The organism is Aminobacter sp. MET-1 (genome assembly GCF_026521175.1).
Classification (GTDB): domain Bacteria; phylum Pseudomonadota; class Alphaproteobacteria; order Rhizobiales; family Rhizobiaceae; genus Aminobacter.
In genome coordinates this window covers 20,379-45,734 of the sequence record NZ_JAMSHL010000023.1, presented here as the reverse complement: position 1 = coordinate 45,734, position 25,356 = coordinate 20,379, and the positions used below count along the sequence as shown (strand labels likewise).

Sequence of the window (25,356 nt, the reverse complement as noted above, 5' to 3'; positions counted from 1 at the left end):
CGCAAGTTGCTGTTTCAGCCCGTCCTGAGCCGTTAGGACACAGGCTGCGGGGTTGAGTTCGCACCCCTTGGCCATTATGTCTGCCGCAGATTTTTCCCGGGAAAGAGCCTGATGAAACCGCGTATTGCTGTCCTTGGATGCGGATATTGGGGCGGTAACCACATCCGCACCCTGAAGTCGCTCGGTGCTCTCCATGCCGTCTCCGACGTCGATCCGGCCCGCGCCGCACGTTTTGCCGGCGAACATGGATGTATCGCGCTCACCCCGGACGAACTGATGACACGCGACGATGTCGATGCCATCGTCATGGCCTTGCCGCCACAGTTCCATGCCGATTTCGCCGTGCGTGCCGTCCAGGCGGGCAAGGACGTGCTGGTCGAAAAGCCGATCGCGCTGACGGTGGCCGATGCCGAGCGCGCGGTGCAGGCGGCGCGCGACAATGGCCGCGTGTTCATGACCGGCCATGTGCTGCGTTTTCATCCGGCCTTCGAAGGCCTCAAGGCGCTGGTCGACAGCGGCGAGCTGGGCGAGGTCGGCTACATTCATTCGCACCGCCTCGGCCTTGGAAAGTTCCACGCCGAGAACGATGCGCTGTGGGATCTCGCGCCGCACGATCTGTCGATGATCCTGGCGATCACCGGCACCGATCCGGTCGAGGTCAGGGGCGAGGGGGCCGCGCTTCTCAACCATCTCAGCGATTTCGCGCATCTGCACATGCGCTTTCCCAATGGCCTGCGCGGCCATCTCTTCGCCTCGCGCCTCAATCCCTATCGCGAGCGCCGGCTGTCGGTGGTCGGCACCAAGGCGATGGCCGTGTTCGACGATGTCGAGCCGCAGGAGCGCAAGCTCGCCGTCTACCGCCACGCTGTCTGGCAGGAGGATGGCGGGTCGTGGACGTCGACCATGAAGGATCCGACCTACATTGCCATCGAGAACGCGATGCCGCTGACGCGCGAGCTCGAGCATTTCATCCACTGCATCGAGATGCGCGAAGAGCCGCGCACGGGCGGCGACGAGGCGATCGGGGTGCTGAGGATCCTGACGGCGGGCACGGTGACGCACGACTGAGTGAGTAGGGAATAGCGAATAGGGGGATGCGTCGTGCTCCCCGGCTTTTTCGCTATTACCCTCGCTTGGTCAACACCCACCAGCCGGCAAGCGCAATTGCTGCCAGCCACACCACCACGATGAAGGCGAGGCCGGCCATGCTGCGTGGCTTGGCGGTAATGTCTGCCGCCTCGGCGCGGAAGCCCGCCATCTGCTCGGCCGGGATCATGCGGATCACCAGCCAGATGCCCAGGGGCACGATCAGCAGGTCGTCGAGATAGCCGAGCACCGGCACGAAATCGGGAATGAGATCGATTGGGCTGAGCGCATAGGCGGCGACGCAGGCAGCCGCCACGCGGGCAGGCCACGGCGTCAGCGGGCTGCGCGCGGCAAGATAGAGCGCCACGACATCGCGCTTCAGAAGCCGCGCCCAGCGCTTGGCTGCTTCCAGCATGGTGTCCAGGCTTATTCGGCTGCGATCGGGCCCGGCATGGCGGCCAGCCTGGTCAGCATGGCCTCGGCATCGGCGCGCCGCTCGGAGCGCTCGATGAAGCCGCCGCCGAAGACACGCGCTTCGTTGCCGTCATCGGAATAGAGCACGCAGGCCTGGCCGGGGGCGATGCCCGACTCACCGTCCGACAGCTCGACCCAGGTCGCACCGTTCTGGTGATGCAGGACGGCAGCGCGCGGCGGGCGCGATGAGCGCACCTTGGCAAACATTTCGAGGCCGCCTGCGGGCACATCGGCAAGCGAGCCGTCGCCCAGCCAGTTCATGTTGCGCAGGAAGATCTTGTGCGTCTCCAGCGCCTCGCGCGGGCCGACGATGACGCGGGCCCGCTCGGCGTCGATGTGGACGACGTAGAGCGGCTCGCCCGAGGCGATGCCGATACCGCGGCGCTGGCCGATGGTGTAGCGCAGGATGCCCTCGTGGCGGCCGAGCACGCGGCCGTCGATGTGGACGATGTCGCCGGGGTTGGCGGCCGACGGACGCAGCTTGGCGATGATGTCGGTGTACTTACCCTGCGGCACGAAGCAGATGTCCTGGCTGTCCTGCTTGGCGGCGACCGTCAGGCCCATGCGCTCGGCGGCGGCGCGCACGTCGGGCTTGGACATGCCGCCGAGGGGGAAGCGCAGATAGTCGATCTGCTCCTGCGTGGTGGCGAAGAGGAAATAGCTCTGGTCGCGGTCGGCATCGACAGGGCGATAAAGGGCGCGGTGGGCGCCGTTCTGGCCCGAGCGGATGTAGTGGCCGGTGGCCAGCGCATCGGCGCCGAGCTCGCGGGCGGTGGCCAACAAGTCGGCGAACTTGACGGTCTGGTTGCACGACACGCAGGGGATCGGCGTTTCGCCGGCGACATAACTCTCGGCAAACGGGTCGATCACGGCCTTGCGGAAGCGCTCCTCATAGTCGAGCACATAATGCGGAATGCCGAGCGTCTCGGAGACGCGGCGGGCATCGGCGATGTCCTGGCCGGCGCAGCACGAGCCGGCGCGATGGGTGGCGGCGCCATGGTCATAGAGCTGCAGCGTCACGCCGACGACGTCGTAGCCTTCCTGTTTGAGCAGGCCCGCGACCACTGAAGAATCGACACCACCCGACATGGCTACAACCACGCGGGTGTCTTCGGGGCGTCCGGGCAGGTCCAGGCTGTTCATCGGGATTGCGTTCCGCTGTCTTTGGTCGGCTGCATGCCAATGGCTGCAATATAGGTCAACCCCGGCCGCAGTGCCACCCGCGCCGTGTGCGCGCTTTTTGCGCTGCAAATACAAAGCTCTGGGCAGGTGGTTAAATTGCGGATCAAGAGTCTAACGATCCATTCACGTTCGTTACTTACCCCTTAGGGAACGCTTAGGCAATTTTTAAAGCTGTGGCGTTAGTGTGGCGGATGATTGGGTCTTTGAGTTTTTAGTAGAGAGTACGATGACCGATCTGGTTAGACCGCGTGTCAAATATGTTATCGGGCCGGACGGCAGCCCGCTTACGATTGCCGATCTGCCCCCGAGCAACACGCGCCGGTGGGTTATCCGCCGCAAGGCGGAGGTGGTTGCCGCCGTCAGGGGTGGGCTGCTCAGCCTCGAAGAGGCTTGCCAGCGCTACAAGCTGACGACCGAGGAGTTTCTCTCCTGGCAGGCATCCATTGACGAATACGGTCTTGCTGGCCTGCGCACCACGCGCATCCAGCAGTATCGTCACTGACACCGGCCGTTAGGGCCAATCAAAGAAAAGGGTGCGGGAAACCGCACCCTTTTTGCTTTTCGGCGGGGTTTTCCGAGCCCTGGCTTTGAGGGCGGAGAGCTCGGTTATCAGTGAGCCGTCCGGTCTTCCGGTCGCGGCGCGCGCTTGATCATGGCGGAGGCGGTGGCCGTCAGCACCACCGACGCCGCAAAGAACCACAGTCCGGGCTTGGTGAAGGCAGTTGCCAGGCCGGAGGTCTTGGCGGCGAAGATCACGAGCGCGACCAGGATCACATCCAGCATCGACCAGTTTGACAAAGCGCGAAACCAGCCGGGAATGCCTGCGCCCGATCGGCCATAGGCTGCGTTGTGCAGCAGGCCGAGCTTCATGGAGGGGAACGCCACGGAAAACAGCGCCACGACAGCCGCCAGCAGCCAGTCGCCGCCGCTCCACAGTGCTGCGATCATGCCGATCAGCGAAGGTTCGTCGGAGAAGAAATACAGCCGGTCGACATGGATCAGCGGCAGGACGATGCCGAGCGAGAAGCAGATGGAGGCTGCAAACAGGATCAGTGGCAGAAGCGATCGCATCGCCAAGCTATAACGGACGGGTGAACAGCAGAGAAGCCGGGCAGCCGCCTGCTGTCCGGCTTCTTCATCATCGCGCTTGAGGGCGTTGCCCTCAGGCCGTCAGCACCACCTTGCCGATGGGCTTGCCGGCAAGGAAGTCGTGGGCAGCGGCAGCCTCCGCCAGCGGGAAGCTTTTGGCGACATGCACCTTGAGCTTGCCCGCGTCGATCAGCTTCGCCAGTTCTTCCAGGCCGGCGCGGTCGGGGCGCACGGAAATGCGCTCGATCCTGATGCCGCGCTCGGCAGCCTCGGCCGCCACCTTGTCGCTTGTGCCGAGCAGGACGACGAGCGTGCCGCCCGTCTTTAGCGTCTTCAGCGACTTTTCGGGATGTTCGCCACCGAGCGCTTCGAAGACGAGATCGACCGTACCCGCCTTCTGGACAAAGTCGTCCCTGGTGTAGTCGATCACCTCGTCGGCGCCGAGCGAGCGGACGAAGTCGATCTTGCCGGGGCTGGCCGTGGCAATGACGTAAGCGCCGCGCGCCTTGGCGATCTGCACGGCGAGGTGGCCGACCCCACCCGCCGCGGCCTGGACCAGCACGCGGTCGCCGGCCTTGATGCGGCCGAACGTCACCAGTCCCTGCCAGGCGGTCAGGCCGGCCAGCGGCAATGCGCCGGCGTCGAGATGGTCGAGGCTCGCCGGCTTGCGGGCGACTTCCGACGCGGGCGCCGCCACCAGTTCCGCATAGGCGGCCGCTCCGGCGGGAAAACGCGGCATGCCGAAGACCTCGTCGCCCGGCGCAAGGTCGGTGACGCCGGCGCCAATGGCTTCGACCGTGCCGGAAACGTCCCAGCCGAGCACGAAGGGAGGCTCGCCGAGCAGCGGGTAGTAGCCGCCGCGTACGGCGGCATCGACCGGGTTGACGCCCGCCGCCCTGGTGCGGATCAGCACCTCGCCGGGATTCGGCTGCGGGGCGGGCAGGTCGGCAAGCGTCAGCACTTCGGGGCCGCCGACGGTGTTCTGGGTAATGGCTCGCATCGTGATGTTCTCCTTGGGACGATGTTCCACTATCATTTGGATAGTATAGGTATCTTGTCCAGTATGTACCTTTTCGATATATAGGTACCCCATGGATAGTGATTGCGCCCCCGACACCCCCTTCGGCTATGACGCCTTCAAGCGCACATGCATGTCGCACACCGTGCTCGAGATGCTGGCGAGCAAGTGGGTCTATCTTGTCGTGGGGGCTTTGAAGACGGGCAGGCGTCGCTATGGCGACCTGTCGCGCAAGGTGGAAGGCATCACGCCGAAGATGCTGACACAGACCCTGCGGGTTCTGGAGCGCGATGGCCTGGTGCGGCGCGAGATATTTCCCGTCATTCCGCCGCGCGTCGAATATGAGCTCACCGAACTCGGCCAGAACGTCGCCGAATTGCTCAATCAGATCAGGGTCTGGTCGGAGAGGCATGCGCCCGAGATTCGCGAAGCGCGCGCACGTTCGCAGGCCGGCGAGGGGCAGTTCGCCGAACTCTGAGGCCTTGCCGGCTGACGCCGGCGTGCCGGTTGCCTTGAAATCAGGCTTTTCAGCCGATCATTGCGCTGCGGCCGCCGGTTTCGGCCTCGCGGTTGGTGCGATCGCGCGATTCCAGCATTTCCGCCTTGGACAGCTCCGCTTCAGCTTCAGCGAGTAAGGCTTCTGCTGCGGCGCGCTGTTGCGCCAGATCGTGTTGGGAGTTTTTCAGATTGTCGCGCCGCTGGCGCGCGGCCTTGGCGAATGTCGGATAAGCGAAATGATTGAGATCGGTGATCCCAGCCTTCTTCTCCTCAGCGACGATCTGCAATTCCAGTTCGTTCGCCATTCGATCGAATTCGGCGATCATCGAATCAAGCTGCATCAGTTGCCGGCGCTTTTCGTTCACCTGGAACTGCTTGAGCCTGACCAGGTTCTCCCGTGACTTCATGACCCGATACTCCCGAACACCGAAAAACGCACTCTTACTGTCACTCTGGCCCCGAAGGACCTGCCGCAACCGAACGGACCCTGATCCCCAATGATGGAAAACAAACTTTTAAAGTTTTTCACCGTTGGTAACCATTCGTTTACGGGCATCGTTAATCATACCTACCGAGACTTAAGACCCGGTAAAGATTCCAGTTTTCGCTGTGAACCTGCGGGTCCGTTTCCAGAGTCGCTTAGGCAACCTAGTTAATGCAGCGCGTTAAGATGTTGACCTTGTGATTCATGTTTGGATTCAAGTGGGTGTATGCGCCGGTTAAAATTTCTGATATGGTCTTCCATACGAAATTAGGTTTTGTTAACCATTCGGTGGCAGCCTGCGATTCAGGTAAGCACTGGGCCGGGATGGATAGGACCGCGAAGGCATCCGGCAGCAGAAAAGGGGATTTTGAATGCGCGTTCTGCTGATAGAAGACGACAGTGCAACCGCACAGAGCATCGAACTGATGCTCAAGTCTGAGAGCTTCAACGTCTACACGACCGACCTCGGCGAAGAAGGCGTCGATCTCGGCAAGCTCTATGACTACGACATCATCCTTCTCGACCTGAACCTGCCCGACATGTCGGGTTACGAGGTTCTGCGCACTTTGCGCCTGTCCAAGGTCAAGACGCCGATCCTGATCCTCTCCGGCATGGCCGGCATCGAGGACAAGGTGCGCGGCCTGGGCTTCGGCGCCGACGACTACATGACCAAGCCGTTCCACAAGGACGAATTGGTGGCGCGCATTCACGCCATCGTGCGCCGTTCGAAGGGCCACGCCCAGTCGGTCATCATGACCGGCGACCTGATCGTCAATCTCGACGCCAAGACGGTCGAGGTCGGTGGCCAGCGCGTGCACCTGACGGGCAAGGAATACCAGATGCTGGAGCTGCTCTCGCTGCGCAAGGGCACCACGCTTACCAAGGAAATGTTCCTCAACCACCTCTATGGCGGCATGGACGAGCCGGAACTGAAGATCATCGACGTCTTCATCTGCAAGCTGCGCAAGAAGCTCGACGCTGCATCCGGCGGCCAGAACTTCATCGAAACGGTCTGGGGCCGCGGTTATGTGCTGCGCGAGCCGGAAGAGCTGCGCGAAATCGCCTGATATCTGCTTTACCTTCAGTCAAAGCCCGGCCTCTGTGCCGGGCTTTCTTTTTTGTGCCGAATGGAGCGCCCTGCGCCCGTTGGATGCACTAACCTATTGAATCGACGCGCTTGTCTCCCGGAAACCGGTTCCGGTTTTCGGCTGCGCTCAGGCGGCCACGTCGAAGGCGCGGAAGCGGTCGAGCAGCTGCGGCCGGGTGAACGGCTTCAAGAGATAGCCCTGGGCGCCGGCGCGCTTGGCGCGCATGATCGCGCCGATGTCCACCTCGGTCAGGCAGATGGCGATCTGCGGCTTGACCGGGCTCGGCATCGCCCGCACGCGGCGGATGAAGTCGACCGTGGTGATGTCTTCGAGCGCGCCGTCGACGACGATGATGTCCGGCATGTCGTAAGCGCAGACATCCAGGCCCTCGGCGCCCGTGGCAGCCTCGACCACCAGCATGTCGGGGCCGTTCAGGATGCGTTTGGCGACTTTGCGGATGACGCTGGAATCATCGACGAACAGGCAGCGCTTCATATCCCGGACCTCTCTGCGGGAGCCGGACACAAGGGCGTTCGGCGTTGTCTGCGGACCGTAGTGCGGTCCGGTAAAGAAGCCGAAAAGCCGGATGGTAAAATTCTTGGAAACATTCGGGCCGCCAGTTGCCGGCGAAGACTGTGCCCAAACGAAAACAGTCCCGCCGGATGCTGGCGGGACTGTCGGAAACGTCTGGAATATTCGACGTCCGGCCGGATTTATTCGGCCGTGAACAGGATCTCTTCCGGCGTGGCGTGAACCGAGATGGTCATGCCGGCCTCACGGGCCAGAAGCAGGGTGTAGTAAGGCTGCACCGAATGGGCGTCGATCGGCTCTTCGGGCTTCTGGCCGGAGTGCAGCTCGAGGAACTTCGGCGGCACGCGCAGCATCGGACCCGAGGCCGACAGCGTGAACTTCGGCGCGGTCTCGAGGTTTTCGAGCGTGGCGTTCAGCTTGCCGCCCCTGGGGATCGCGGCATTGGCGACCAGGAGCAGGTTGAGCAGCAGCTTGACCTTGTTCTTGGGCAGCAGCGCGCGGCCGCCGGTCCAGGTCAGTTCCGGCTTTTCGTTCTTGAGGAAGGCGGTGGCGACCGCTTCGGCGTCGCCGGTGTCGATCAGCATGCCGGCGGAGCCTGCCGCGCCAAAGGCGATGCGGGCGAATTGCAGCCGCGCCGAGGCGTTGCGGGCGCTGGTGCGGATCAGGCGCATCGCGTCTTCGTCGGCGCCGCCCTCATCGAGCAGTTCGAGGCCGTTGTTGATGGCGCCGACCGGCGAAATGATGTCGTGGCAGACCCTGCTGCACAGCAGCGCCGCGAGATCGGGGGCGGAAAGCGACAACAATTCGGCCATGTGGGCATCCCTTAGAGCGGTGGCTTCAAGCTCAATTCCGAGACCAGGACCCCGGAGCGTATCGGCCCGAAAGCCGCGACCGGTTTTCGGAAATCACGATGCGCCGACTCAACAGGCTAGGACGCCTTTTGTGTGTCCTCATGGACGCACGGCGCCCTTGCGCGAATCAGGGCTGGCCAACTGTACCCTTGGTTACACAGGGCTGGTTAACGCGGCAAGAAACAGGGGGCGCAAGATGGTTAAAATGCCCGCACTTTGGCGCATAACAGGCCTTTTTACGGCCTCATGTCGCCTTCGATATGCCATCTTCTTAAGGCAGTTTAATGGTTGAAAAAGGATTACGGCATAGTTTGCCGAGTTGGACAGGCGAGCCACCAAAAAGAGTGGCAGCGGGTCCGGGGCGTCGGAGAAAGTGTGCTCCCTGACGGAGATTTGGAAGCATGATTTCCCGATTCTATAGCCGGGCGTTTACCCGGCTTTTTGCCGCGATGTTCGTCCTGGCCGGCGTTCTGGCATTTTCGACATCCGCGTCTCGCGCACAGGAATACACTGCGCAGGAGATCCTCGATTCCGGTCATCGCTTCTTCGGTTCGACCTCGGGCGGACTGGCCAGCGTCGTCGAGAAGATTTTCGCGTCCTATGGCCTGCCCAATGGCTATGTGCTGGGCGAAGAGGGTTCCGGCGCCTTCGTCGGCGGCCTGACCTATGGCGAAGGCTCGCTCTACACCAAGAATGCCGGCGACCATAAGGTGTTCTGGCAGGGTCCGTCGCTGGGCTGGGACTTTGGCGGCCAGGGCTCGCGCATCATGATGCTGGTCTACAATCTCGACGACGTGAACAATCTCTATGACCGTTATGCCGGTGTCGCCGGTTCGGCCTATGTGATCGCCGGCGTCGGCTTCAACGTGCTCAAGCGCGGCAACATCCTGCTGGTGCCGGTGCGCACCGGTGTCGGCGCGCGTCTCGGTATCAATGTCGGCTACCTGAAGTTGACCCAGCAGCCGACCTGGAATCCCTTCTGAGCCTGTCCGGGCGGCGTCCGCGCCGCCCGGCAATGCCTCGCCTGTCGGAGCGCATACACGCAAAAGCTGTGCACGATCTTGTGAGAAAACCGCGCGAAGGCCTGCCAAGTGCGGTGGAGCATTTGCAGCGGTGCTGGATTCCTGCCATGGGATCATGGCAAACTCGCACCTGTCCGTAACGGGTAAAGTGCCTTGGTCCAGTCGATCCTGTTTTTCGTTCTTGGCTTCCTGACCGCAGGGTTCCTCGTGCTGCTGATCGCACCGGCGGTGTGGCGGCGCACGGTCTCGGTGACGCGCCAGCGCGTCGAGGCGAAGCTGCCCATGACGCTCGAGGAAATCCGCGCCGACAAGGACAGCCTCCGGGCCGAACATGCGATGGCGCTGCGCAAGGTCGAGGTTCAGCTCAAGGCCTCGCAAGAAAAGGCGCTTTCCCAGGCGGTGGAACTCAGCCGCCTGCACGAGGCGCAGAAGCTGCTTTCCGACGGACATGCCGACAAGGACCGCACGGTCAACGAGTTGGAAGCCAGGCACGGCAGCCTGCATGACGAGGTCGGAAAGCGCGACGAACAGATCAAGGCGCTCGCGGGCCAGCTTGCCGAGGCCGAAAGCCTGCTGGACAAGCGCGCCGTGGAATTCGAGGAGCTTGGCCGCCTCTATGACGAGGCCAGCCTGTCCTCCTCCAATCGCCAGATCGAGCTGGTCAGCCGCGAAAGCGAACTCGGCAAGCTGACGGACGACATGTCGAGCTTGCGCCAGCAGCGCAAGGTCTTCGACAAGCGCGTGGCGGAGATCGAGGCCGACAACAAGGCGGTGCGCGATGCGCTGAAGGCAGAAACCAAGCGCGCCTCCGACCTGGACAAGAAGATCGAGAAGATGGTGTCGACGCTGAGCGACCGGGACGAAAAGATCGAACGGCGCGAAAGAGAACTCGCCCGCCTGCGCGAGCAGGCCAAGGCCGCGCAGCAACAGCCGGCAGCGGTGCCGACGGCCAATGGCAGCGGCCAGACGGCCGAGCGCGAGCGCTTCGAGGGGCGCATCGCCACCCTGATCCGCGAGAACAAGCGGCTGAAGGGCGAACTTTCGCGCTCGGGCGATGCCGTGCCGAGCGCCGGCCAGGACGCCGTCCTGCGTGAACAGATGCATGAGTTGGCGGCCGAGGTCGTGGCGCTGACTGCGCGCCTCGAAGGGCCGGAATCGCCGATTTCAAAGGCCCTGGACAAGGTCGTGGAAGCGCCTGTGCCGGCCGCAAGCGACCGCGGCACCGTGGTCAGCCTCGCCGACCGCGTCCGGGCGCTGCAAAAGGCACCGGCGGCCGAATAGGCAAATCCAGGCAGTTGCGTCGTCCAGGCCGCCCTGCGTCCGAGGGGATGTACCGGCGTGCGGCGGCTCAGTCGGTCGCGTCGGTAAAGTGGTGCAGGGCGATTGCCGAGGCGGCGGCGACGTTCAGGCTGTCGAAGCCGGGCGCCATCCTGATCCGCGCCGTGGTCAGCCGCGCCATCAGCGCCTCCGGCAGCCCTTCGCCTTCGGTGCCGAGATAAAGCGCCTGCCGTGCCGGGCGGGCGATGTCCCTGATGTCGGCCTGTCCCGCCGGAGACAGCGCCAGCTGGCCGAAGCCGTGGCGCGACAGCGCGTCCGCGATCTCGCCCGCCGAACCGCCGACGGCAAAGGGCACCTTGAGCACGGCCCCCACCGACACACGGATTGCCTTGCGGTAGAGCGGGTCGCAGCAGGTTTCGTCGAGCAGCACGGCATCTGCGCCGAAGGCAGCCGCGTTGCGGAAGATCGAGCCGATATTGTCGTGGTTCGAAATGCCGACAGGCACCGCCACGAGCGCGCGCTCGGGCAGGGCGGCCAGCAGGCCGTCGACAGTGGCGGGCTCTCCTTTGCGACCGATGGCAAGGATGCCGCGATGCATGTGGAAGCCGGCGATGGCATCCATTACCGCGCCAGACACGATATGGACAGGCAGGTGATCTGGAGCGAGCGCCAGCGTCGCCGCCAGCCCGTCCAAGCGGTTTTCCAGGACGAGCGCCGACTCCGCCTCGAAGCGGCGTGCTGAAAACAGCACGTTGAGGACAACCTTGCCTTCGGCCACGAAGCGGCCCTCGCGCCCGACGAGATCACGCTCGCGTATGTCCAGATAAGGCGCGACGCGCGGGTCGGCCGGGTCGTCTATGCGGATAATGTTCATCCATGCTCCATAGCGGAGGGCAGGCCGCCATGGGAGCCCTGAGAAGCCTGGTCGTGTGTCAGGCGTCCTCGAAAATACCTTCAAGCGTGCCGAGCAGCTTACGCACTGCTTCGGACTTGCAGGTGTAGTAGATCATTTGCCGGTCGCGACGGGTCTCGACCAGCTCTTCGTTTCGCAGGCGTGCAAGGTGTTGCGAAAGCGCCGATTGGCTCAGAGAGACCTTCTCGGCGATAGCTCCCACCGACATCTCCGTGTCGAGAAGGTGGCTCATTATCAACAGCCGTTTTTCGTTGCCCATAAGCGTCAGCAAAGAGGCAGCGGCTTCCGCATTGGCCGTCAGTTTCTTCGGTTTCATGGGTACCCCGTGTATCCGCAATGCTCTCCGGCGCCATGGGGGCAATAACGCCAGATCACGATACCAATTCGCCAGTGAATCGTTTGACGAATTAGCAATTCAAGGAGAAATCAGCTTTCCTTCAAAAAATCAAGACCTTGCTGCGCGCCCCTGTTTGGCCATTTCGACGAGGCTCCGGCGAAGATCGGCAGATTCGCCAAGTATCTGAGGAAAAAGCACGCGTCCGGCCTCATCCCCCAACGTAAGATCCATGCCTTCTGGGTCGAAGCCGGTAAGCGACCAGCCGGTGCCCTGCAGGCGGCCGAAATGCGCGGCATAGATGTCGATCGCCTCGCGGTGGTCCGAATTCATGTGGTCGAGCGCAGATTGCTCGGCAGCCGCGATCGCTTCCACCGCCGGCCCCTGCAGCAGCAGATCATCGCGCGTCAGGAGATACGCCTTGCCGAAGCCGCCGTTGAGGTTGGCGCGTTCCAGTTCGAGGCGGAAGATGGCGAAGTCGCCGAGCCCGACATAAAGCTTGGCCTTCGGGTTGCGGTTGAGGTAGCGCCGCTCGGCGCGGGCCTGTTCCGGCGTGCCGCGCTCGAGGCGGCGGGCACGGCAGAACAGGGTGATGCGCGGATAGGCGAGGGGATCGCCCTTGCCGATCTCGCCGACAAGCAGCGAGCAGCGGGGATCGGCCGTGATGCCCTTGGTGTGGGCCGAAAGTCCCGAGATCAGGATCAGCGGCGTGCCGTCGACGTCGGTGGCGGTGCCGACCCGGCTTGCGAGAGGGGCGCCGGTCTCGGGCTCGATGACGGCCAGTGCGCCGTAGCGCGCCGTCCGCATCAGTGACCGTGCCAGGGCAATCGCCTCGGCATCGGTCTCGCGAATGACATCCTTCTTGCGCTCTTCCACGGCATCACCAAAATATGACTGTTGAAATCCACTTATCAGTCAGGTCGCCGCCGTTTGGCAAGAGGCAGCATTGTCGCAAACGAAACAGCCCCGGAAGCTTGCGCTGCCGGGGCTGCAGAATAATCGATCCGGGCAACAGGCGGCCGTTATTTCGGCGCCATGCGGATCGCGCCGTCGAGGCGGATGGTCTCGCCGTTCAGCATCTGGTTCTCGACGATGTGGGTGGCAAGGGCGGCATATTCGGACGGCTCGCCCAGGCGCGGCGGGAAGGGGACGGCAGCGCCGAGCGAATCCTGCACTTCCTGCGGCATGGCGGCCATCATCGGCGTCTTGAAGATGCCGGGCGCGATGGTGCAGACGCGGATACCCGAGCGTGCGAGGTCACGCGCGATCGGCAAGGTCATGCCGACGACGCCGCCCTTGGAGGCAGAATAGGCGGCCTGGCCGATCTGGCCGTCATAGGCGGCAACGGAGGCGGTGTTGACGATGACGCCGCGCTCGCCGCCGGCCAGCGGCTCGAGCTTGGCTGCCGCGTCGGCAAACAGGCGGATCATGTTGAACGAGCCGATCAGGTTGACCTCGATCACCTGGCGGAAGACGCTGAGCGGGTGCGGGCCGTCCTTGCCGATGGTCTTCACGCCGACGGCGATGCCGGCGCAGTTGACCAGCATGCGCGCCGTGCCGAGCCTGGCTTCGATCTCGGCGAAGGCTGCGACAGCGCTTTCCTCGTTCGAGACGTCGCAGCGCACGGCGATGCCGCCGATTTCATTGGCGACCTTTTCGGCGCGCTCCAGGCTGAGGTCGAGGATCGCAACCTTGGCGCCCTTGGCTGCAAGTGCCCGTGCGGTTGCTTCGCCAAGGCCGGAGCCGGCGCCGGTGACTGCTGCGATTTGCCCGTTTGGATTCATGTCAGCCTGTCCTCTTCTACTGTTGATGAATTAGGAAGATGGGCGGCACGGGCAAGTCATCGGCGGCTAGGCCGGCTCGGTCGTGCGTCGCGGGGTCTTTGCCAGATTGGCGTGGCAGACCTCGCCCGAAAGTTCGGCCACGGCACCCGGCACGATCTCATGTGCGAGCAGCCGGTTGAGGTCGACGGGGCGGGGCATCTCGATCTGGCCGCGCGGGATGCGCACAAAGCCGAGCGGGCCATAATAGGGCTCGTCGCCGACAAGGATCACGGCCGGTTCGCTGGCCTCGGCCGCTGCGGCAAGCGCCATTGCAACAAGCCTACGGCCAATGCCCATGTTCTTGAAATCGGGCCGCACCGCGAGAGGGCCCAGCATCTGCGCACGGCCGGCGCCGGCGGCGATCGGCGTCATCCGGACCGAGGCGATCACCTGGCCGCCCTGCATGGCGACAAAGGACAACGAGCGATCATGCGGGCCGCCTTCGCGGATCTTGTAGGCAGCGCGCGTGAACCGACCGGGGCCGAAGGCCTCAGCGTTGATTTCGTCGATTTCGAGATCGTGCGCCGGTGCTTCCGGCATGTAGGTGACGTCGGAGAGTTTCATGGTCTTTGCAGTCCGGTATCCGAGGATGAGGTGCCGCGGGCATGCCGCAGCAGTCGCAAGTCAGCGCTTCAAGCGCGTGCGCTCATTCGTCGTCGGTCGATCCGGATCTGTGCAAAGGTCTGCGACATGAAAAGCCCGCTACCATCATTTTTCGCGTCCGTCCATCGTGCATTTGGCCGATGTGCGTCCGGCGTTGACGATCCGTTCAAACTGTTGCCCTTCGGTTTGCGCCCTTGGTGTCCTACATCGTGGCAAACGAAAGGATTTCGCGATGGGATTGCTGGTTGAAGGCAAATGGCAGGACCGCTGGTACGACACCAAGTCGACGGGCGGCAAATTCGTGCGTTCGCATGCGCAGTGGCGCGACTGGATCACCGTCGACGGCAAGCCGGCGGCGGGCCGCACGCGCGGCTTCAGGGCCGAGCCGGGGCGCTACCACCTCTATGTCTCGCTCGCCTGTCCGTGGGCACACCGCACGCTGATCTTCCGCGCGCTGAAAGGGCTCGAGGACATCATCTCGGTTTCAGTCGTCCACCACTATATGGGCGAAAACGGTTGGACCTTCCGCACCGACGACGGCGCGACCGGCGACACGCTCTATGGCCTGGATTACCTGCACCAGATCTACACCATGGCCGATCCGACCTATTCCGGCCGCGTGACCGTGCCGGTGCTGTGGGACAAGAAGGAAAAGACGATCGTCTCCAATGAATCGTCCGAGATCATCCGCATGTTGAACTCGGCTTTCGACGAATGGGGCGACGCATCGGTCGATTTCTATCCGGAAGGCCTGCGCAGCGATATCGATGCGGTCAACGAACTCGTCTACGGCTCGATCAACAATGGCGTCTACCGGGCCGGTTTCGCCACCAGCCAGGTGGCCTATGAGGAGGCGTTCAACGAGCTGTTTGCCGCCCTCGATACGCTTGAGGATCGGCTGTCGCGCCACCGCTATCTGGTCGGCGAGCGGATGACCGAGGCCGACTGGCGGCTGTTCACCACGCTGGTGCGTTTCGATGCCGTCTATGTCGGCCACTTCAAGACCAATTTGCGCCGGATCGCCGACTATCCCAACCTGTCGAACTACCTGCGCGAGCTCTATCAGGTGCCCGGTGTGGCCGAGACGGTCAACATGCTGCACATCAAGGCGCACTATTACGGCAGCCACGCCACCATCAACCCGACCGGCATCATCCCGCTCGGGCCGGAGCTGAACCTCGACGCCCCGCACAACAGGGGGAAGTTGCTGAAGGCGGCGTGAGGGACTTGGCGCGCGCGTCGCCAAAAACTTACCAATAGGGCGACGCTTCCTTGCCTTCGAACACCTCGGCGATCCGTCGCAGCGTCGCCGGCGTCGTCCCTTCCGGCAGCGCATCGAGCGGGAAGAAGCCGGCCTCGGCGATTTCGTGGTCGGGCAGCTTCGGCCTGTCCTGCCGGAAGGCCTGGATCAGATAGAAGCCGACGTGATCCCGTTTCGTCGCCTTGTTGTTGAGGTGGATCGACCTGAGAACGGGCGGACCGGCAAGCGCGATGTTGCCTTCCTCCTCCAGTTCGCGGGCAAGTGACTCGGCAAAAGTCTCGCCGATCTCGACGCCGCCGCCGGGTAGCTGCCAGCCGGGCACATAGGTGTGGCGAATGAGGAAGACGGAGTTGGTCGCCGTGTCGTGGACAAGACCGCGCACGCCAAGCGTCATCGGTCGCCGCATCAGGAAATAGACGTGGAAGAGGCGTCCGCGCAGCCGTGACCACATACTCTGGCGCGGCTGATCTTGCCTTGCAGCATTTGCCATCAGCGCCACCGCCATGGGTGGAAAGCGGCCATCGCCTGACCTACAAGGGAGTAATGTTCAGGCTTGCGCATATTTCCGACGCCCATCTTGGTCCGCTTCCGGATGTAACCTATCGCGAACTCGCCTCCAAGCGGGCGGTGGGCTACGTCAACTGGCAACGCAACCGTCGTCGCCATCATCATGACGGCGTCGTCGACGCCATCGTCGCCGACCTCAAGGCGCAGTCGCCCAGCCATCTCGCCGTCACCGGCGACCTCGTCAATCTGGCGCTCGACGGCGAGATCGGGCTCGCCCGGATGTGGCTCGAAACGCTGGGCGTGCCGGAGGATGTCTCCGTCGTGCCCGGCAACCATGATGCCTATGTGCCCGGAGCCTTCGACAAGGCCTGCGTGGCCTGGGCGCCGTGGATGCGCGGCGACAATGCCGTGGGGCCGGTCAACCAGCACAGCTTTCCCTATCTTCGCATACGCGGCAATGTCGCGCTGATCGGCGTGTCGACCGCGCGCGCCACGGCGCCCTTCATGGCAAGCGGCTTCTTTCGCGATGGCCAGGCCGACCGGCTCGCAACGATCCTCGACGAAACCGGCAGGCAGGGGCTGTTCCGGGTCATCATGATCCATCATCCGCCGGTGCGCGGAGCGGTCGGCCCGCACAAGCGGCTGTTCGGCATCGGCAAGTTCCAGAAGGTGGTCAGGGGGCATGGCGCCGAGCTTGTGGTGCATGGCCATTCGCACCTGCCGACGCTGTACTGGATTCCGGGGACCAAGGGTGCGGTGCCGGTGGTCGGCGTCGCCGCAGCCGGTCAGGCGCCCGGCGCGCTCAAGCCGGCGGCGCAGTTCAACCTGATCGACATCTCGGGCGAGCCCGATGCATGGAACGTCTCGCTGACCCGGCGTGGCCTGCTGTCGGCGGCCGCGCCGGTTCAGATTTCGACGGTGGATCTGAGTTCCGCCGCGCGCCCGGAGGCGCTGGTCAGAAGCTGACGCCGGTCGCGGCGACCCGCAGCCAGTAGAGTGCGGCCATGAGTGCAATGCCTGCGGCAGCACCCGCGACCAGCAGCCCGAAACCGGACAGCAGGCCCGGCCAGGCGGGGTGGCGCAAGCGCCGCATCGCCGGTTCGGCTTCCATCACCGGCTCGCGGGCAAAGCCCTGCGTCGCCGGCATCGCGCCGCCCTCCATCATCTGCTGGCGCTCGACGATGCGTTCGGCGATGTAACGCGTCACCTGCTCGGCAACGCGCTTGACGTCGGTGGTCTCGGCCAGGACGACGCGGCCAATGCGGGTGTCGCGCACGAAGCGGAAGGTGCGGCGGTCGCGGCCGAGCGCGACGTGGCTGACCGCGTCGATCCACAATCTCGGCTGCAGGCCGGACGAAATCGCGAAGTCGAAATTGTCGATGTCCTTGGGAACGTCGGCAAACACCTGCTCGAGCTCGGCGGCCAGCAGTTCCAGCCGCATGCGATGGGCGTCGCGCAGGTCGACCACCACATCGGTGCGGTCGGCCGCGGCGTTCTTGACGTCGCGAATGGCATCCGACAGCGCATGTGCTGTCCGGATCGCGCTCACGTTGTCGTCCTTCATCGCTCCGGTTCCTTGCACGGCGCGCCGAATTTCGCCGGCGTCACCTCGTTAAGCAAGAGTTAACATAGTTGCGATCGCGGCGGAATTGTATCCGACGCGGTCAATCGCCGAGCGTGCAAAAGGTTTTCTGCGCAGGCGCTTAGCCGCTGTCCTGCATGAACTGATTCAGGCTTCGCAGCCGGTCGCAATCGGCACCGCGCGTTGCCGGCGGCGGCTCATGCGGCGGATGATCTCGGCTACCAGCTCAGGCGTTTCTTCCGGCAGCATGTGCCCGACCTCGAGCACGTGATGGATCATGAAGCGGGCCGGTAGCCCGTCGGCCTGGCTGTAAGGCAGCACTGCATCGTCGGTGCCCCACACCACCATGACAGGCATCGGCAGGGCGGCGATGGCTTCACGCGGAATGACCCCCTGGCGGTTGCCCGCGGTCATGGTGTCGGCGAAGGCAATCAGCTTTTCCGACTGGCCGGGCCGGCTGCGCATCTTGGCCAGCGTTGCAACGGCGTGTTCGTTGACGCGGCTGTCCGGGCTCGACATTTCGGCGAGGCAGGCACGGATATCCTCGGGCGCGGTGGCGGCCGCAAATCGCCGGAGCAGGGGGGCATTGATGTCCGGGCCGTAGCCGCCTGGCGCCAAGAGCGTCAGTGACGCGACGCGTGAGGGTTGGGCGAGGGCTGCAAGGGTTGCGACTGCTCCGCCCATGGAATGGCCGATGAAATGGGCGCGCTCGATGCCGCGCTCGGCAAGATCGGCAAGCACGGCATTGGCTGCGACCTTCGCCGACCCAGCCTTGGGATAGTCGATCGACAGGCCGTGTCCCGGCAAATCATAAGCGATTGTCGTGAATGCACCGTCCAGGCAATCGACGACATCCTTCCAGATGTCGCAGCAACCACCGAAACCGTGAAGCAAGACCACCACATTCTTGCCGTCCCCTCGAACGGCCGCATGGATGGAGTAATTCATCTTCCTTGAAAAAACCTAAGCCCGACCCCGGTTAGAAACTTTAAATATGAAGTATGCAAATGCAATACGCTGTATGAGCGTATTCGGGCGTTATTATGCAGAAAATGGGTCCGATTAAAAGACCGTTAACTCAGCTTTGCTGGCCCAGACCCGCGGCGCGCAACGCTTTCGTCAGCGACTTGGTCAGCTCCTCCGGATACCTGCCCTTGGCGAAGGCGGCGGCGGGGTCCGTGGCAAAGGCCGGATAGGTCGCGGCAATCTCCTTGGCGAGATCGGAGGCCGTCTTCTTGTCGTTGACGAAATTCGCGGCGATCAGCCGGGCGGCCAGGTAATGCGGCCGCTTGGCGGTGGTCAGCGCGTTGGCGGAGCGTGCTGCTGCGTAACGATTGCCGAGCATGAACTCGCCGAGGAACAGACCATAATCCCACCAGCTCGGATGGGCGCTCGAGCTTTCGACGGCGCGCTTGATGATCGGCACACCCTCGCTGTAGCTGCCTGACAGCACCAGGGCATAGCCATAGGCGGCCGCCATCGTCAGGTCGTAGGTGTTGAGTTCATAGGCCTTGCGCATCCAGCGGATCGATTCCGCGGGATCGCCGACGCGCGACTGAAGGTAGCCGTAGGAGCGGTGGGCGAAGGGGCTGGTGGCGCCGGTCTGCACGGCCGAATGAGCGAGCGCGAAGGCACCCTCGGCGGTGGCGTCGGGCGGATAGGTGTAGTTGTCGGTCACGCTCTCCAGCTGCAGGGACGCCATTTCCGAATAGATGACCGGCGACTTGGCGCCGCGCCTCGACAGGTCTTCCAGGCACTGGTAGGCGGCGCGGTGCTTGGCCGAGCTCTGGTCCATATAATAGTCGTCGCTCAGCAGCAGGCAGGTCATCAGGCCGCGCTGCAGGCCGTTCTGCTCGATATAGGCATAGATCATGCCGGAGACGGGAACAGCCGAGGTGACGATCTCGGCGATGCGGTCGTCGATGGCGTCGGGCCTGATGTCCTGAGGCGTCAGCACCCGCGACAGCAGGATGCGACCGCTGGCCATATGCTGGAGTTCGATCAGTACCGAACCGGCGCTCGGGCCTGGATTGACGGTGAAGTCGAAGTCGGTCGGATCGACGCGGCGCTGCCGGTCGGTCTGGTCGCGGGCAATCAGGTCGATCGTGTCGAAGCCGGAGAGGGCGGTTCTCAGCACGGTCGCTACCCTTGCCGTATCGCCGCCTTCCGAGCCCGGATGGATATGCACCGCGGGCAGCTGGTCGACCGCGTTGCTGATGCTCGAGGTGGCATTGCGGAAATCGGTCATGCCGGCGATTTCGGCGCCGATGGGACCGCCGATGTTGCGGAACAAAAGGATGCCGAGCATGACGATGACGAGCGCCATCGCCGCCCAGAAATAGCGCAGCTGGCGGGTGACGCTCGATCCCTGCAGGGCAGGGTCCAGGCCCTGTTCATCGCTGTGTCGATGCTCGGGTTCGGCTATTTCGGCCGCTGCCGGCTCTTCCGCGGGCGTCTCGGTCGTTTCGGGCGGGCATTCGACCACGGCCTCGTAGGTCGGCACATAGTTGCCGCGCGGGATGGAGACGCGGATCGGGTCGCTGGTTCCCTCGGCTGCGTAATACTGAGCGAGAAGTTCGCGCAGGCGACCTGCCTGGACGCGCACCACGGCATCGGTGGCGGAATCGAACTCGGCGTCCTTGCCGAACACGTCGACGGCAATGGCAAAGCCCTTCAGCCGCTCGGCGTCGCCGGCGAGCTCCCTTTCCACGAGATAGCGTAGCAGTTTGCGTGCCCGATCGGACCGGGCAAAGGTCTCGCTGGCAACAAGCCGCTCAAGCGCTTCGCGCACTGCGGGGGCAGCAGGCGTGGAGGCAACCAAGTATCGACCCTTTTCGAACCGGTACGAACAGCCAGATCATAGTCGGCTGGCGCTTGGGCACAAGCGCGCCGGCACCAGATGGACAAACGCCCCGCCCGTTATCCACGGGCGAGGCGCATTTGATCTGGCATTAACCTTAACAAGCCTGTCCGAAAGCCGGGATCGATTTCCCGACGGCTTGCCGTGCCTGCATTCAGCGCGCCAGGATTCGATTGGCTGCCGATACCACCGCTTCGAGCGAGGCCGCCACGATGTTGGTGTTGATGCCGGCGCCGAACAGGCGGCCACCGGGATATTCCACCTCCATGTAGCAGATGGCGGCGGCGTTCGAGCCGCGCTGGATCGAGTGCTCGGAATAGTCGAGCACAGACAGGTCGATGCCGAGGTGGCGGGAAAGGGCGTCGACGAAGCCGTCGATGGGGCCGTTGCCGGTGCCGGAGATCACCATTTCCTTGCCGTTGTCGGTGATGGTCGCCTCGACGACGCGGCGACCCTTGAGCACCGTGTCGGGGAAGGTCTGGTGATCGACGAACTTCAGGCGCGCGGCCGGCTGGTCGACATAGACCTCGAGGAAACGCTCATGGATGCGCTTGGGCGAGACTTCCTTGCCTTCGCTGTCGGTGATCGCCTGGATGTCCTGGCTGAACTCGACCTGCAGCGAGCGCGGCAGATTGAGGCCGTAATCGGCCTGGAGCACATAGGCGATGCCGCCCTTGCCGGACTGCGAGTTGATGCGGATGATCGCCTCGTAGCTGCGGCCTACGTCCTGCGGGTCGATCGGCAGGTAAGGCACTTCCCACAACGGCTTGTTGGCAACCTTGATCGCCTTCATGCCCTTGTTGATGGCGTCCTGATGCGAGCCGGAGAAGGCGGTGTAGACCAGCTCGCCGACATAAGGGTGGCGCTCCGGAATGACCATCTGGTTCGAATATTCGTAGACCTGCTTGATCCGCTCGATGTCGGAGCAGTCGAGCATGGGGTCGATGCCCTGGGTGAACATGTTGAGCGCCAGCGTCACGACGTCGACGTTGCCGGTGCGCTCGCCATTGCCGAACAGCGTACCTTCGACACGGTCGGCGCCCGCCATCAGGCCGAGTTCGGTGGCGGCGATGCCGGTGCCGCGATCGTTGTGCGGGTGCAGCGAGATGATCAGGTTGTCGCGATTGTCGAGGTTGCGGCACATCCACTCGATCTGATCGGCATAGATGTTTGGCGTCGCCATCTCGACGGTCGACGGCAGGTTGATGATCAGCTTGTTGTCGGGCGTCGGCTTGACGATTTCGGCAACGGCGTTGCAGATCTCCAGCGCGACTTCCAGCTCGGTGCCGGTGAAGCTCTCGGGCGAATATTCGAAGCGATAGCCGCCGCCGGCCTTGGCGGCCATGTCGGTGATCATCTTGGCGGCGTCGGTGGCGATCTGCTTGATGCCCTGGACATCCTTGGCGAACACCACGCGGCGCTGCAACTCGCTGGTCGAGTTGTAGAAATGCACGATCGGCTTGTGGGCGCCGTCGAGCGCCTCGAAGGTGCGGGTGATCAGTTCCGGCCGGCACTGAACGAGAACCTGCAGCGACACGTCGTCGGCGATGTTGCCTTCCTCGATGCACCAGCGGGCAAAATCGAAGTCGGTCTGCGAGGCGGATGGGAAGCCGATCTCGATTTCCTTGAAGCCCATGTCGAGCAGCAGCTGGAACATGCGCGCCTTGCGGTCGTGGCCCATCGGGTCGACGAGCGACTGGTTGCCGTCGCGCAGGTCGACCGAGCACCAGATCGGGGCCTTGTCGATGATCCTGGAGGGCCAGGTCCGGTCCGGCAGGTCGATCTTGTGATAGGCTTGGTACTTGACTGCGGCGGACGGCATGCCGGCGCTGCGGCTGGACGCGGGAGTGGTCTTGCTCATTGTCGGTCTCGTTCTCTTGGCCGCCATGCACGACAGAGCGCACATGCTTCAGCGGTCTTAAATCAGAAATTCGGTTCTGTTGTGAAGAGCAAAGGAGCACATGCCTCGGCGGCAAATTCGACCGCCGGACGCTCCCTTAACGAGCCCGGCGATCGCCGATAAGGCCGAGAAGAAGAAGAGCCGAAGAAAGGGCGCGCAGCGTCTCGCCCGCAAAAGCGGCCGGACGGGAGGTGTTGTTAACCTGGCGCGAAGTCATGGCGCTTCCTTACAGGAGGGCACCGGCTGGCGCAAGGGCAAGCTGGGGAAGACCTGTTGTTCTCACGTCTTGATCGTCCGTGCCACCAGCCGCGCCAATGCGGGGCCGAAGATGAGCACGAGCAGGAAGCGCAGCATCTGCAGCGTCAGCACGAAGGACAGGTCGACGTTGGAGGCGGCAGCGGCGATGATCGCAATCGAATCCATGCCCCCTGGGCTGGTGGCCAGATAGGCCGTTAGTGGGTCGACGCCGAGCAGGTGGTGCAGGCCCCAGGCCAGCATGCCGCAGAAGGCCATCAGGGCGGCAATGGAGCCTACCACCTGGGGCAGGGCGCGCGCGGCGTGGCGCAGGATCGGCCGGGTGAAGTTGAGCCCGATCGACCAGCCGATCAGGCCGTAGCCGACGGCCAGCAGCCATTCCGGCAATTGCAGCTCCAATCCGAAGCCGAGATGCAGTGCCGTGCCCAGGATCATCGCGCCGACGAAATAGGGCGAGGGGATGCGCAGGACATGGCCGAGCGCACCGCCGACGACGGCAACGCCAATCATCGCGCCGAACGCCTGCCAGTGAATGGCGGGAAACCATTCGATGGCTGCGAGCTCTACATCAGACGTGTCGACCCAAAGGCGCGCCACCAGGGCTGCCGCCACCGAAACCATGATGACGCGCAGATACTGCATGAAGGCAACCAGCCGGGCGTCTGCGCCGAAGGCATCTGCCATCAGCACCATGGCGGTGGCCGCGCCCGGCGCCGAACCCCACACAGCGGTCGTGCCGGGCAGCACCTTGAGGCGCGAGATGAACCAGCCGAGGAAGCTCGAGGCAACGACGGTGGCGATCGCCGATCCCAGGAACAGCGGCCATTCGGACAGGAAGGTCGAGAAGATGCCCGGCGAGATCGAATTGGCGACCAGGCAGCCGATCAACGCCTGTGCTGCGATGAACAGCGATCGCGGCACCCTGACGGTCGCGCCATTGCTGCCGAGCGCGATCGCCGCCAGCATCGGCCCGACCAGAAGTGCAGCCGGCAGATGGACCATTTCCAGCGCACCGGCGAGCAGCACCGAACAGGCAAGCAGCAAAAGCCATTGCTGCCAGGGCCTGATGGCGGACAATGGGGCTGATGGCTGCGGTTCGGGCTTCATGATGCCCTCTTAGACCCATTCGCTCGGAAATGTCAGGCCCGGCCGGCGCCGAATGATGGCGATCGAAAGCTGTGTTTCGATCTGCCCCCAACGTTGAATTGACAGCGTATGCGAAGCTCATACGTTCGGCAGTCCAGGCGGTGGCAAGGAGGTGCTGCCGCAAAGATGGGAGATGCGCACTGATGACTTCGAAGTTCACTCGCCGTGCGGCGCTGGCCCTCGGGCTTTCCGCTGCCTCGCTGCTCGCCATGGCCCCTGGCGCCGGTGCCCAGCAGTTCCCCGACCGTCCGGTCACCCTTGTCATTCCGTTCGCCGCCGGCGGGTCGACCGACGTTGTCGGGCGCATCATCGCGCAGAAGATGTCCGACGATCTCGGTCAGCAGGTGGTGGTCGAGAACGTTGCCGGCGCCGGCGGCAACATCGGCGCCGACCGTGTCGCCCGCGCCGATCCCGACGGCTACACCATCCTGATGGGCACGGTTGCGACGCATGCGCTGAACCCGCTGATCCTCAAGACCAAGCCCTACGATCCGGAGAAGGATTTCGCCCCCGTGTCGCTGCTGGTCGTGGTGCCGAACGTGCTGGTGGTGAATCCCGCGCTTCCGGCCAAGAACGTCGAGGAACTGATCGCGCTGCTCAAGGCCGACCCGGAGAAATACTCCTATGCCTCGTCGGGCAACGGCACGCCCCTGCACCTGTCGGGCGAACTGTTCAAGGCCATGGCCGGCGTCAACATACAGCACATTCCCTATAAGGGGGCTGGGCCGGCGCTCAACGATGTCGTCGGCAACCAGGTGCCGATCATGTTCGACAACCTGCCGTCGTCCTCGGCCCACATCAAGGGCGGCACGCTGCGGGCGCTGGGCGTGACGACTGCCGAGCGGGCGGCGTCCTTTCCCGACATTCCGACCATCGCTGAATCAGGCGTGCCTGATTACGAGACCTATACGTGGAATGCGCTGTTTGCGCCGGCCGGCACGCCCAAGGAGGTGATCGACCGGCTGAACGCCTCGGCCAACAAGGCGATGAAGGACCCTGCTGTCATCGAAAAGATGAACGGCTTCAGCGCCAGGATCGTCGGCTCGACGCCGGAGGAACTGGCCGCTCATGTGAAGGCCGAGCTCGCCAAATGGGCGCCGGTGGTCAAGAACGCCAACATCAGCATGGAGTGATGCTGCGGGCCGGCCATGCTCGAGCCTTGAAGGCATGGCCGCTCGAATTGTTCTTGTCCGGCAGGCGGTTGGCTCAATCGCCTGCCAATCCGATTCAACGGCTGGTTTGCCCGGGTCAGACCGATGCGAGGCCGAAACCGCCGACCGGCTCCGTCTCGATGCTGGTGTCGAAGCCTGCGATCAGCGGCATCGCCTGCTTGATCGCGGCTTGCACCGCGGGCAGCTGCAGCGACGCCTTGTGGCTGTCCTTGCTGTCCCAGACTTCCGTGACCCAGATCGCGTCGGCATCCGAAGGATCCCTTGCAATCACATAGCTCAGGCAACCCGGCATGGCGTCGATGCTGGCGAGCAGGATATCAAGCAGCTCGTCGCGCTTGCCGGGCTGCGCCCGCATCTTTCCGATCAGGCCGAACATTTCTGGACCTCGCATATGCCTAT

28 protein-coding genes are annotated in these 25,356 nt (G+C 63.7%); 9 read left to right on the top strand and 19 right to left on the bottom strand.

Annotated features, from left to right (window positions below; all coding sequences use genetic code 11):
- Positions 1-111: 111 nt before the first annotated feature.
- Positions 112-1,068 (top strand): Gfo/Idh/MocA family protein, encoded by a 957-nt coding sequence (locus NDO48_RS24380; protein WP_267322554.1) that lies wholly within the window; start codon positions 112-114, stop codon positions 1,066-1,068.
- Positions 1,069-1,123: 55 nt separating this feature from the next.
- Here the strand turns inward: NDO48_RS24380 and NDO48_RS24375 are convergent, their stop codons facing one another.
- Together NDO48_RS24375 and mnmA are read right to left on the bottom strand one after the other, a co-directional pair.
- Positions 1,124-1,501 carry a YkvA family protein gene (locus NDO48_RS24375; RefSeq protein WP_267322553.1) on the bottom strand — a complete coding sequence of 126 codons (378 nt, stop codon included), beginning with the start codon at positions 1,499-1,501 and terminating at the stop codon, positions 1,124-1,126.
- Between the two features lie 11 nt (positions 1,502-1,512).
- Positions 1,513-2,703 carry a tRNA 2-thiouridine(34) synthase MnmA gene (gene mnmA / locus NDO48_RS24370; RefSeq protein ID WP_267322552.1) on the bottom strand — a complete coding sequence of 397 codons (1,191 nt, stop codon included), beginning with the start codon at positions 2,701-2,703 and terminating at the stop codon, positions 1,513-1,515.
- Between the two features lie 265 nt (positions 2,704-2,968).
- Between mnmA and NDO48_RS24365 the strand changes: the two genes are divergently transcribed.
- Entirely contained in the window at positions 2,969-3,244 is a 276-nt protein-coding gene (locus NDO48_RS24365) for a DUF1153 domain-containing protein (RefSeq protein ID WP_026227425.1), read from the top strand.
- A gap of 107 nt (positions 3,245-3,351) precedes the next feature.
- On the opposite strand, the gene NDO48_RS24360 is transcribed toward NDO48_RS24365, so the two are convergent.
- Positions 3,352-3,813, bottom strand: coding sequence for a paraquat-inducible protein A (locus tag NDO48_RS24360; protein ID WP_267322551.1), 462 nt, complete (start codon positions 3,811-3,813; stop codon positions 3,352-3,354).
- A gap of 91 nt (positions 3,814-3,904) precedes the next feature.
- A complete protein-coding gene (locus NDO48_RS24355; protein WP_267322550.1) occupies positions 3,905-4,831 on the bottom strand; it encodes an NADP-dependent oxidoreductase in 927 nt (308 codons plus the stop codon).
- Positions 4,832-4,922: 91 nt separating this feature from the next.
- Between NDO48_RS24355 and NDO48_RS24350 the strand changes: the two genes are divergently transcribed.
- Positions 4,923-5,327 (top strand): winged helix-turn-helix transcriptional regulator, encoded by a 405-nt coding sequence (locus NDO48_RS24350; protein WP_267322549.1) that lies wholly within the window; start codon positions 4,923-4,925, stop codon positions 5,325-5,327.
- A 49-nt stretch (positions 5,328-5,376) separates the two neighbouring features.
- On the opposite strand, the gene NDO48_RS24345 is transcribed toward NDO48_RS24350, so the two are convergent.
- Complete coding sequence (locus tag NDO48_RS24345; protein WP_018429117.1) at positions 5,377-5,754, bottom strand: hypothetical protein; 378 nt, start codon at positions 5,752-5,754, stop codon at positions 5,377-5,379.
- Positions 5,755-6,202: 448 nt separating this feature from the next.
- Between NDO48_RS24345 and ctrA the strand changes: the two genes are divergently transcribed.
- On the top strand, positions 6,203-6,898 hold the full coding sequence (gene ctrA / locus NDO48_RS24340; protein WP_018429116.1) for a response regulator transcription factor CtrA: 696 nt from the start codon (positions 6,203-6,205) through the stop codon (positions 6,896-6,898).
- 147 nt (positions 6,899-7,045) lie between these two features.
- On the opposite strand, the gene NDO48_RS24335 is transcribed toward ctrA, so the two are convergent.
- Together NDO48_RS24335 and chpT are read right to left on the bottom strand one after the other, a co-directional pair.
- The gene (locus NDO48_RS24335) at positions 7,046-7,414 is read right to left on the bottom strand and encodes a response regulator (RefSeq protein WP_018429115.1); all 369 of its coding nucleotides are present in this window, start codon (positions 7,412-7,414) and stop codon (positions 7,046-7,048) included.
- A 218-nt stretch (positions 7,415-7,632) separates the two neighbouring features.
- A complete protein-coding gene (gene chpT, locus NDO48_RS24330) occupies positions 7,633-8,262 on the bottom strand; it encodes a histidine phosphotransferase ChpT (protein ID WP_018429114.1) in 630 nt (209 codons plus the stop codon).
- A gap of 440 nt (positions 8,263-8,702) precedes the next feature.
- Between chpT and NDO48_RS24325 the strand changes: the two genes are divergently transcribed.
- Positions 8,703-9,284 carry an EipA family protein gene (locus NDO48_RS24325; protein ID WP_026227422.1) on the top strand — a complete coding sequence of 194 codons (582 nt, stop codon included), beginning with the start codon at positions 8,703-8,705 and terminating at the stop codon, positions 9,282-9,284.
- Positions 9,285-9,476: 192 nt separating this feature from the next.
- Positions 9,477-10,604, top strand: a complete 1,128-nt coding sequence (locus tag NDO48_RS24320; RefSeq protein WP_018429112.1) for a hypothetical protein — start codon at positions 9,477-9,479, stop codon at positions 10,602-10,604.
- A 67-nt stretch (positions 10,605-10,671) separates the two neighbouring features.
- On the opposite strand, the gene NDO48_RS24315 is transcribed toward NDO48_RS24320, so the two are convergent.
- The 5 genes from NDO48_RS24315 to NDO48_RS24295 all read right to left on the bottom strand — a co-directional run bounded on the left by NDO48_RS24315 (position 10,672) and on the right by NDO48_RS24295 (position 14,235).
- The gene (locus NDO48_RS24315; RefSeq protein ID WP_267322548.1) at positions 10,672-11,475 is read right to left on the bottom strand and encodes a TrmH family RNA methyltransferase; all 804 of its coding nucleotides are present in this window, start codon (positions 11,473-11,475) and stop codon (positions 10,672-10,674) included.
- A gap of 58 nt (positions 11,476-11,533) precedes the next feature.
- A complete protein-coding gene (locus NDO48_RS24310; protein WP_018429110.1) occupies positions 11,534-11,830 on the bottom strand; it encodes an ArsR/SmtB family transcription factor in 297 nt (98 codons plus the stop codon).
- Between the two features lie 129 nt (positions 11,831-11,959).
- Positions 11,960-12,724, bottom strand: coding sequence for a HugZ family protein (locus NDO48_RS24305; protein WP_267322547.1), 765 nt, complete (start codon positions 12,722-12,724; stop codon positions 11,960-11,962).
- Between the two features lie 146 nt (positions 12,725-12,870).
- Entirely contained in the window at positions 12,871-13,632 is a 762-nt protein-coding gene (locus NDO48_RS24300; protein WP_018429108.1) for a 3-hydroxyacyl-CoA dehydrogenase, read from the bottom strand.
- Positions 13,633-13,698: 66 nt separating this feature from the next.
- Positions 13,699-14,235, bottom strand: a complete 537-nt coding sequence (locus NDO48_RS24295; protein WP_018429107.1) for a GNAT family N-acetyltransferase — start codon at positions 14,233-14,235, stop codon at positions 13,699-13,701.
- Positions 14,236-14,506: 271 nt separating this feature from the next.
- Here NDO48_RS24295 and NDO48_RS24290 point away from each other — a divergent pair, with 271 nt between their 5' ends.
- A complete protein-coding gene (locus NDO48_RS24290; protein WP_267322546.1) occupies positions 14,507-15,496 on the top strand; it encodes a glutathione S-transferase family protein in 990 nt (329 codons plus the stop codon).
- A 28-nt stretch (positions 15,497-15,524) separates the two neighbouring features.
- Here the strand turns inward: NDO48_RS24290 and NDO48_RS24285 are convergent, their stop codons facing one another.
- Entirely contained in the window at positions 15,525-16,025 is a 501-nt protein-coding gene (locus NDO48_RS24285; RefSeq protein WP_026227421.1) for an NUDIX domain-containing protein, read from the bottom strand.
- A 53-nt stretch (positions 16,026-16,078) separates the two neighbouring features.
- On the opposite strand from NDO48_RS24285, the gene NDO48_RS24280 reads away from it, so the two are divergent.
- Complete coding sequence (locus tag NDO48_RS24280; protein ID WP_018429104.1) at positions 16,079-17,008, top strand: metallophosphoesterase family protein; 930 nt, start codon at positions 16,079-16,081, stop codon at positions 17,006-17,008.
- Here NDO48_RS24280 and NDO48_RS24275 read toward each other — a convergent pair.
- The 5 genes from NDO48_RS24275 to NDO48_RS24255 form a co-directional block, all read right to left on the bottom strand.
- Complete coding sequence (locus NDO48_RS24275; RefSeq protein ID WP_018429103.1) at positions 16,998-17,606, bottom strand: hypothetical protein; 609 nt, start codon at positions 17,604-17,606, stop codon at positions 16,998-17,000. The two genes, NDO48_RS24280 and NDO48_RS24275, sit on opposite strands and share 11 nt — an antisense overlap.
- 165 nt (positions 17,607-17,771) lie before the next feature.
- The gene (locus NDO48_RS24270; protein ID WP_267322545.1) at positions 17,772-18,572 is read right to left on the bottom strand and encodes an alpha/beta fold hydrolase; all 801 of its coding nucleotides are present in this window, start codon (positions 18,570-18,572) and stop codon (positions 17,772-17,774) included.
- A 130-nt stretch (positions 18,573-18,702) separates the two neighbouring features.
- Positions 18,703-20,445, bottom strand: coding sequence for a hypothetical protein (locus NDO48_RS24265; protein WP_040456298.1), 1,743 nt, complete (start codon positions 20,443-20,445; stop codon positions 18,703-18,705).
- Between the two features lie 193 nt (positions 20,446-20,638).
- Complete coding sequence (gene leuA, locus NDO48_RS24260) at positions 20,639-22,306, bottom strand: 2-isopropylmalate synthase (protein WP_018429100.1); 1,668 nt, start codon at positions 22,304-22,306, stop codon at positions 20,639-20,641.
- A gap of 357 nt (positions 22,307-22,663) precedes the next feature.
- Positions 22,664-23,746 carry an AbrB family transcriptional regulator gene (locus NDO48_RS24255; RefSeq protein WP_051091914.1) on the bottom strand — a complete coding sequence of 361 codons (1,083 nt, stop codon included), beginning with the start codon at positions 23,744-23,746 and terminating at the stop codon, positions 22,664-22,666.
- A 182-nt stretch (positions 23,747-23,928) separates the two neighbouring features.
- Between NDO48_RS24255 and NDO48_RS24250 the strand changes: the two genes are divergently transcribed.
- Positions 23,929-24,918: a Bug family tripartite tricarboxylate transporter substrate binding protein gene (locus tag NDO48_RS24250; RefSeq protein WP_267322544.1), complete on the top strand. Its 990-nt coding sequence runs from the start codon at positions 23,929-23,931 to the stop codon at positions 24,916-24,918.
- A gap of 115 nt (positions 24,919-25,033) precedes the next feature.
- Here NDO48_RS24250 and NDO48_RS24245 read toward each other — a convergent pair whose 3' ends face one another.
- Entirely contained in the window at positions 25,034-25,333 is a 300-nt protein-coding gene (locus NDO48_RS24245; protein ID WP_267322567.1) for a putative quinol monooxygenase, read from the bottom strand.
- Positions 25,334-25,356: the final 23 nt, after the last annotated feature.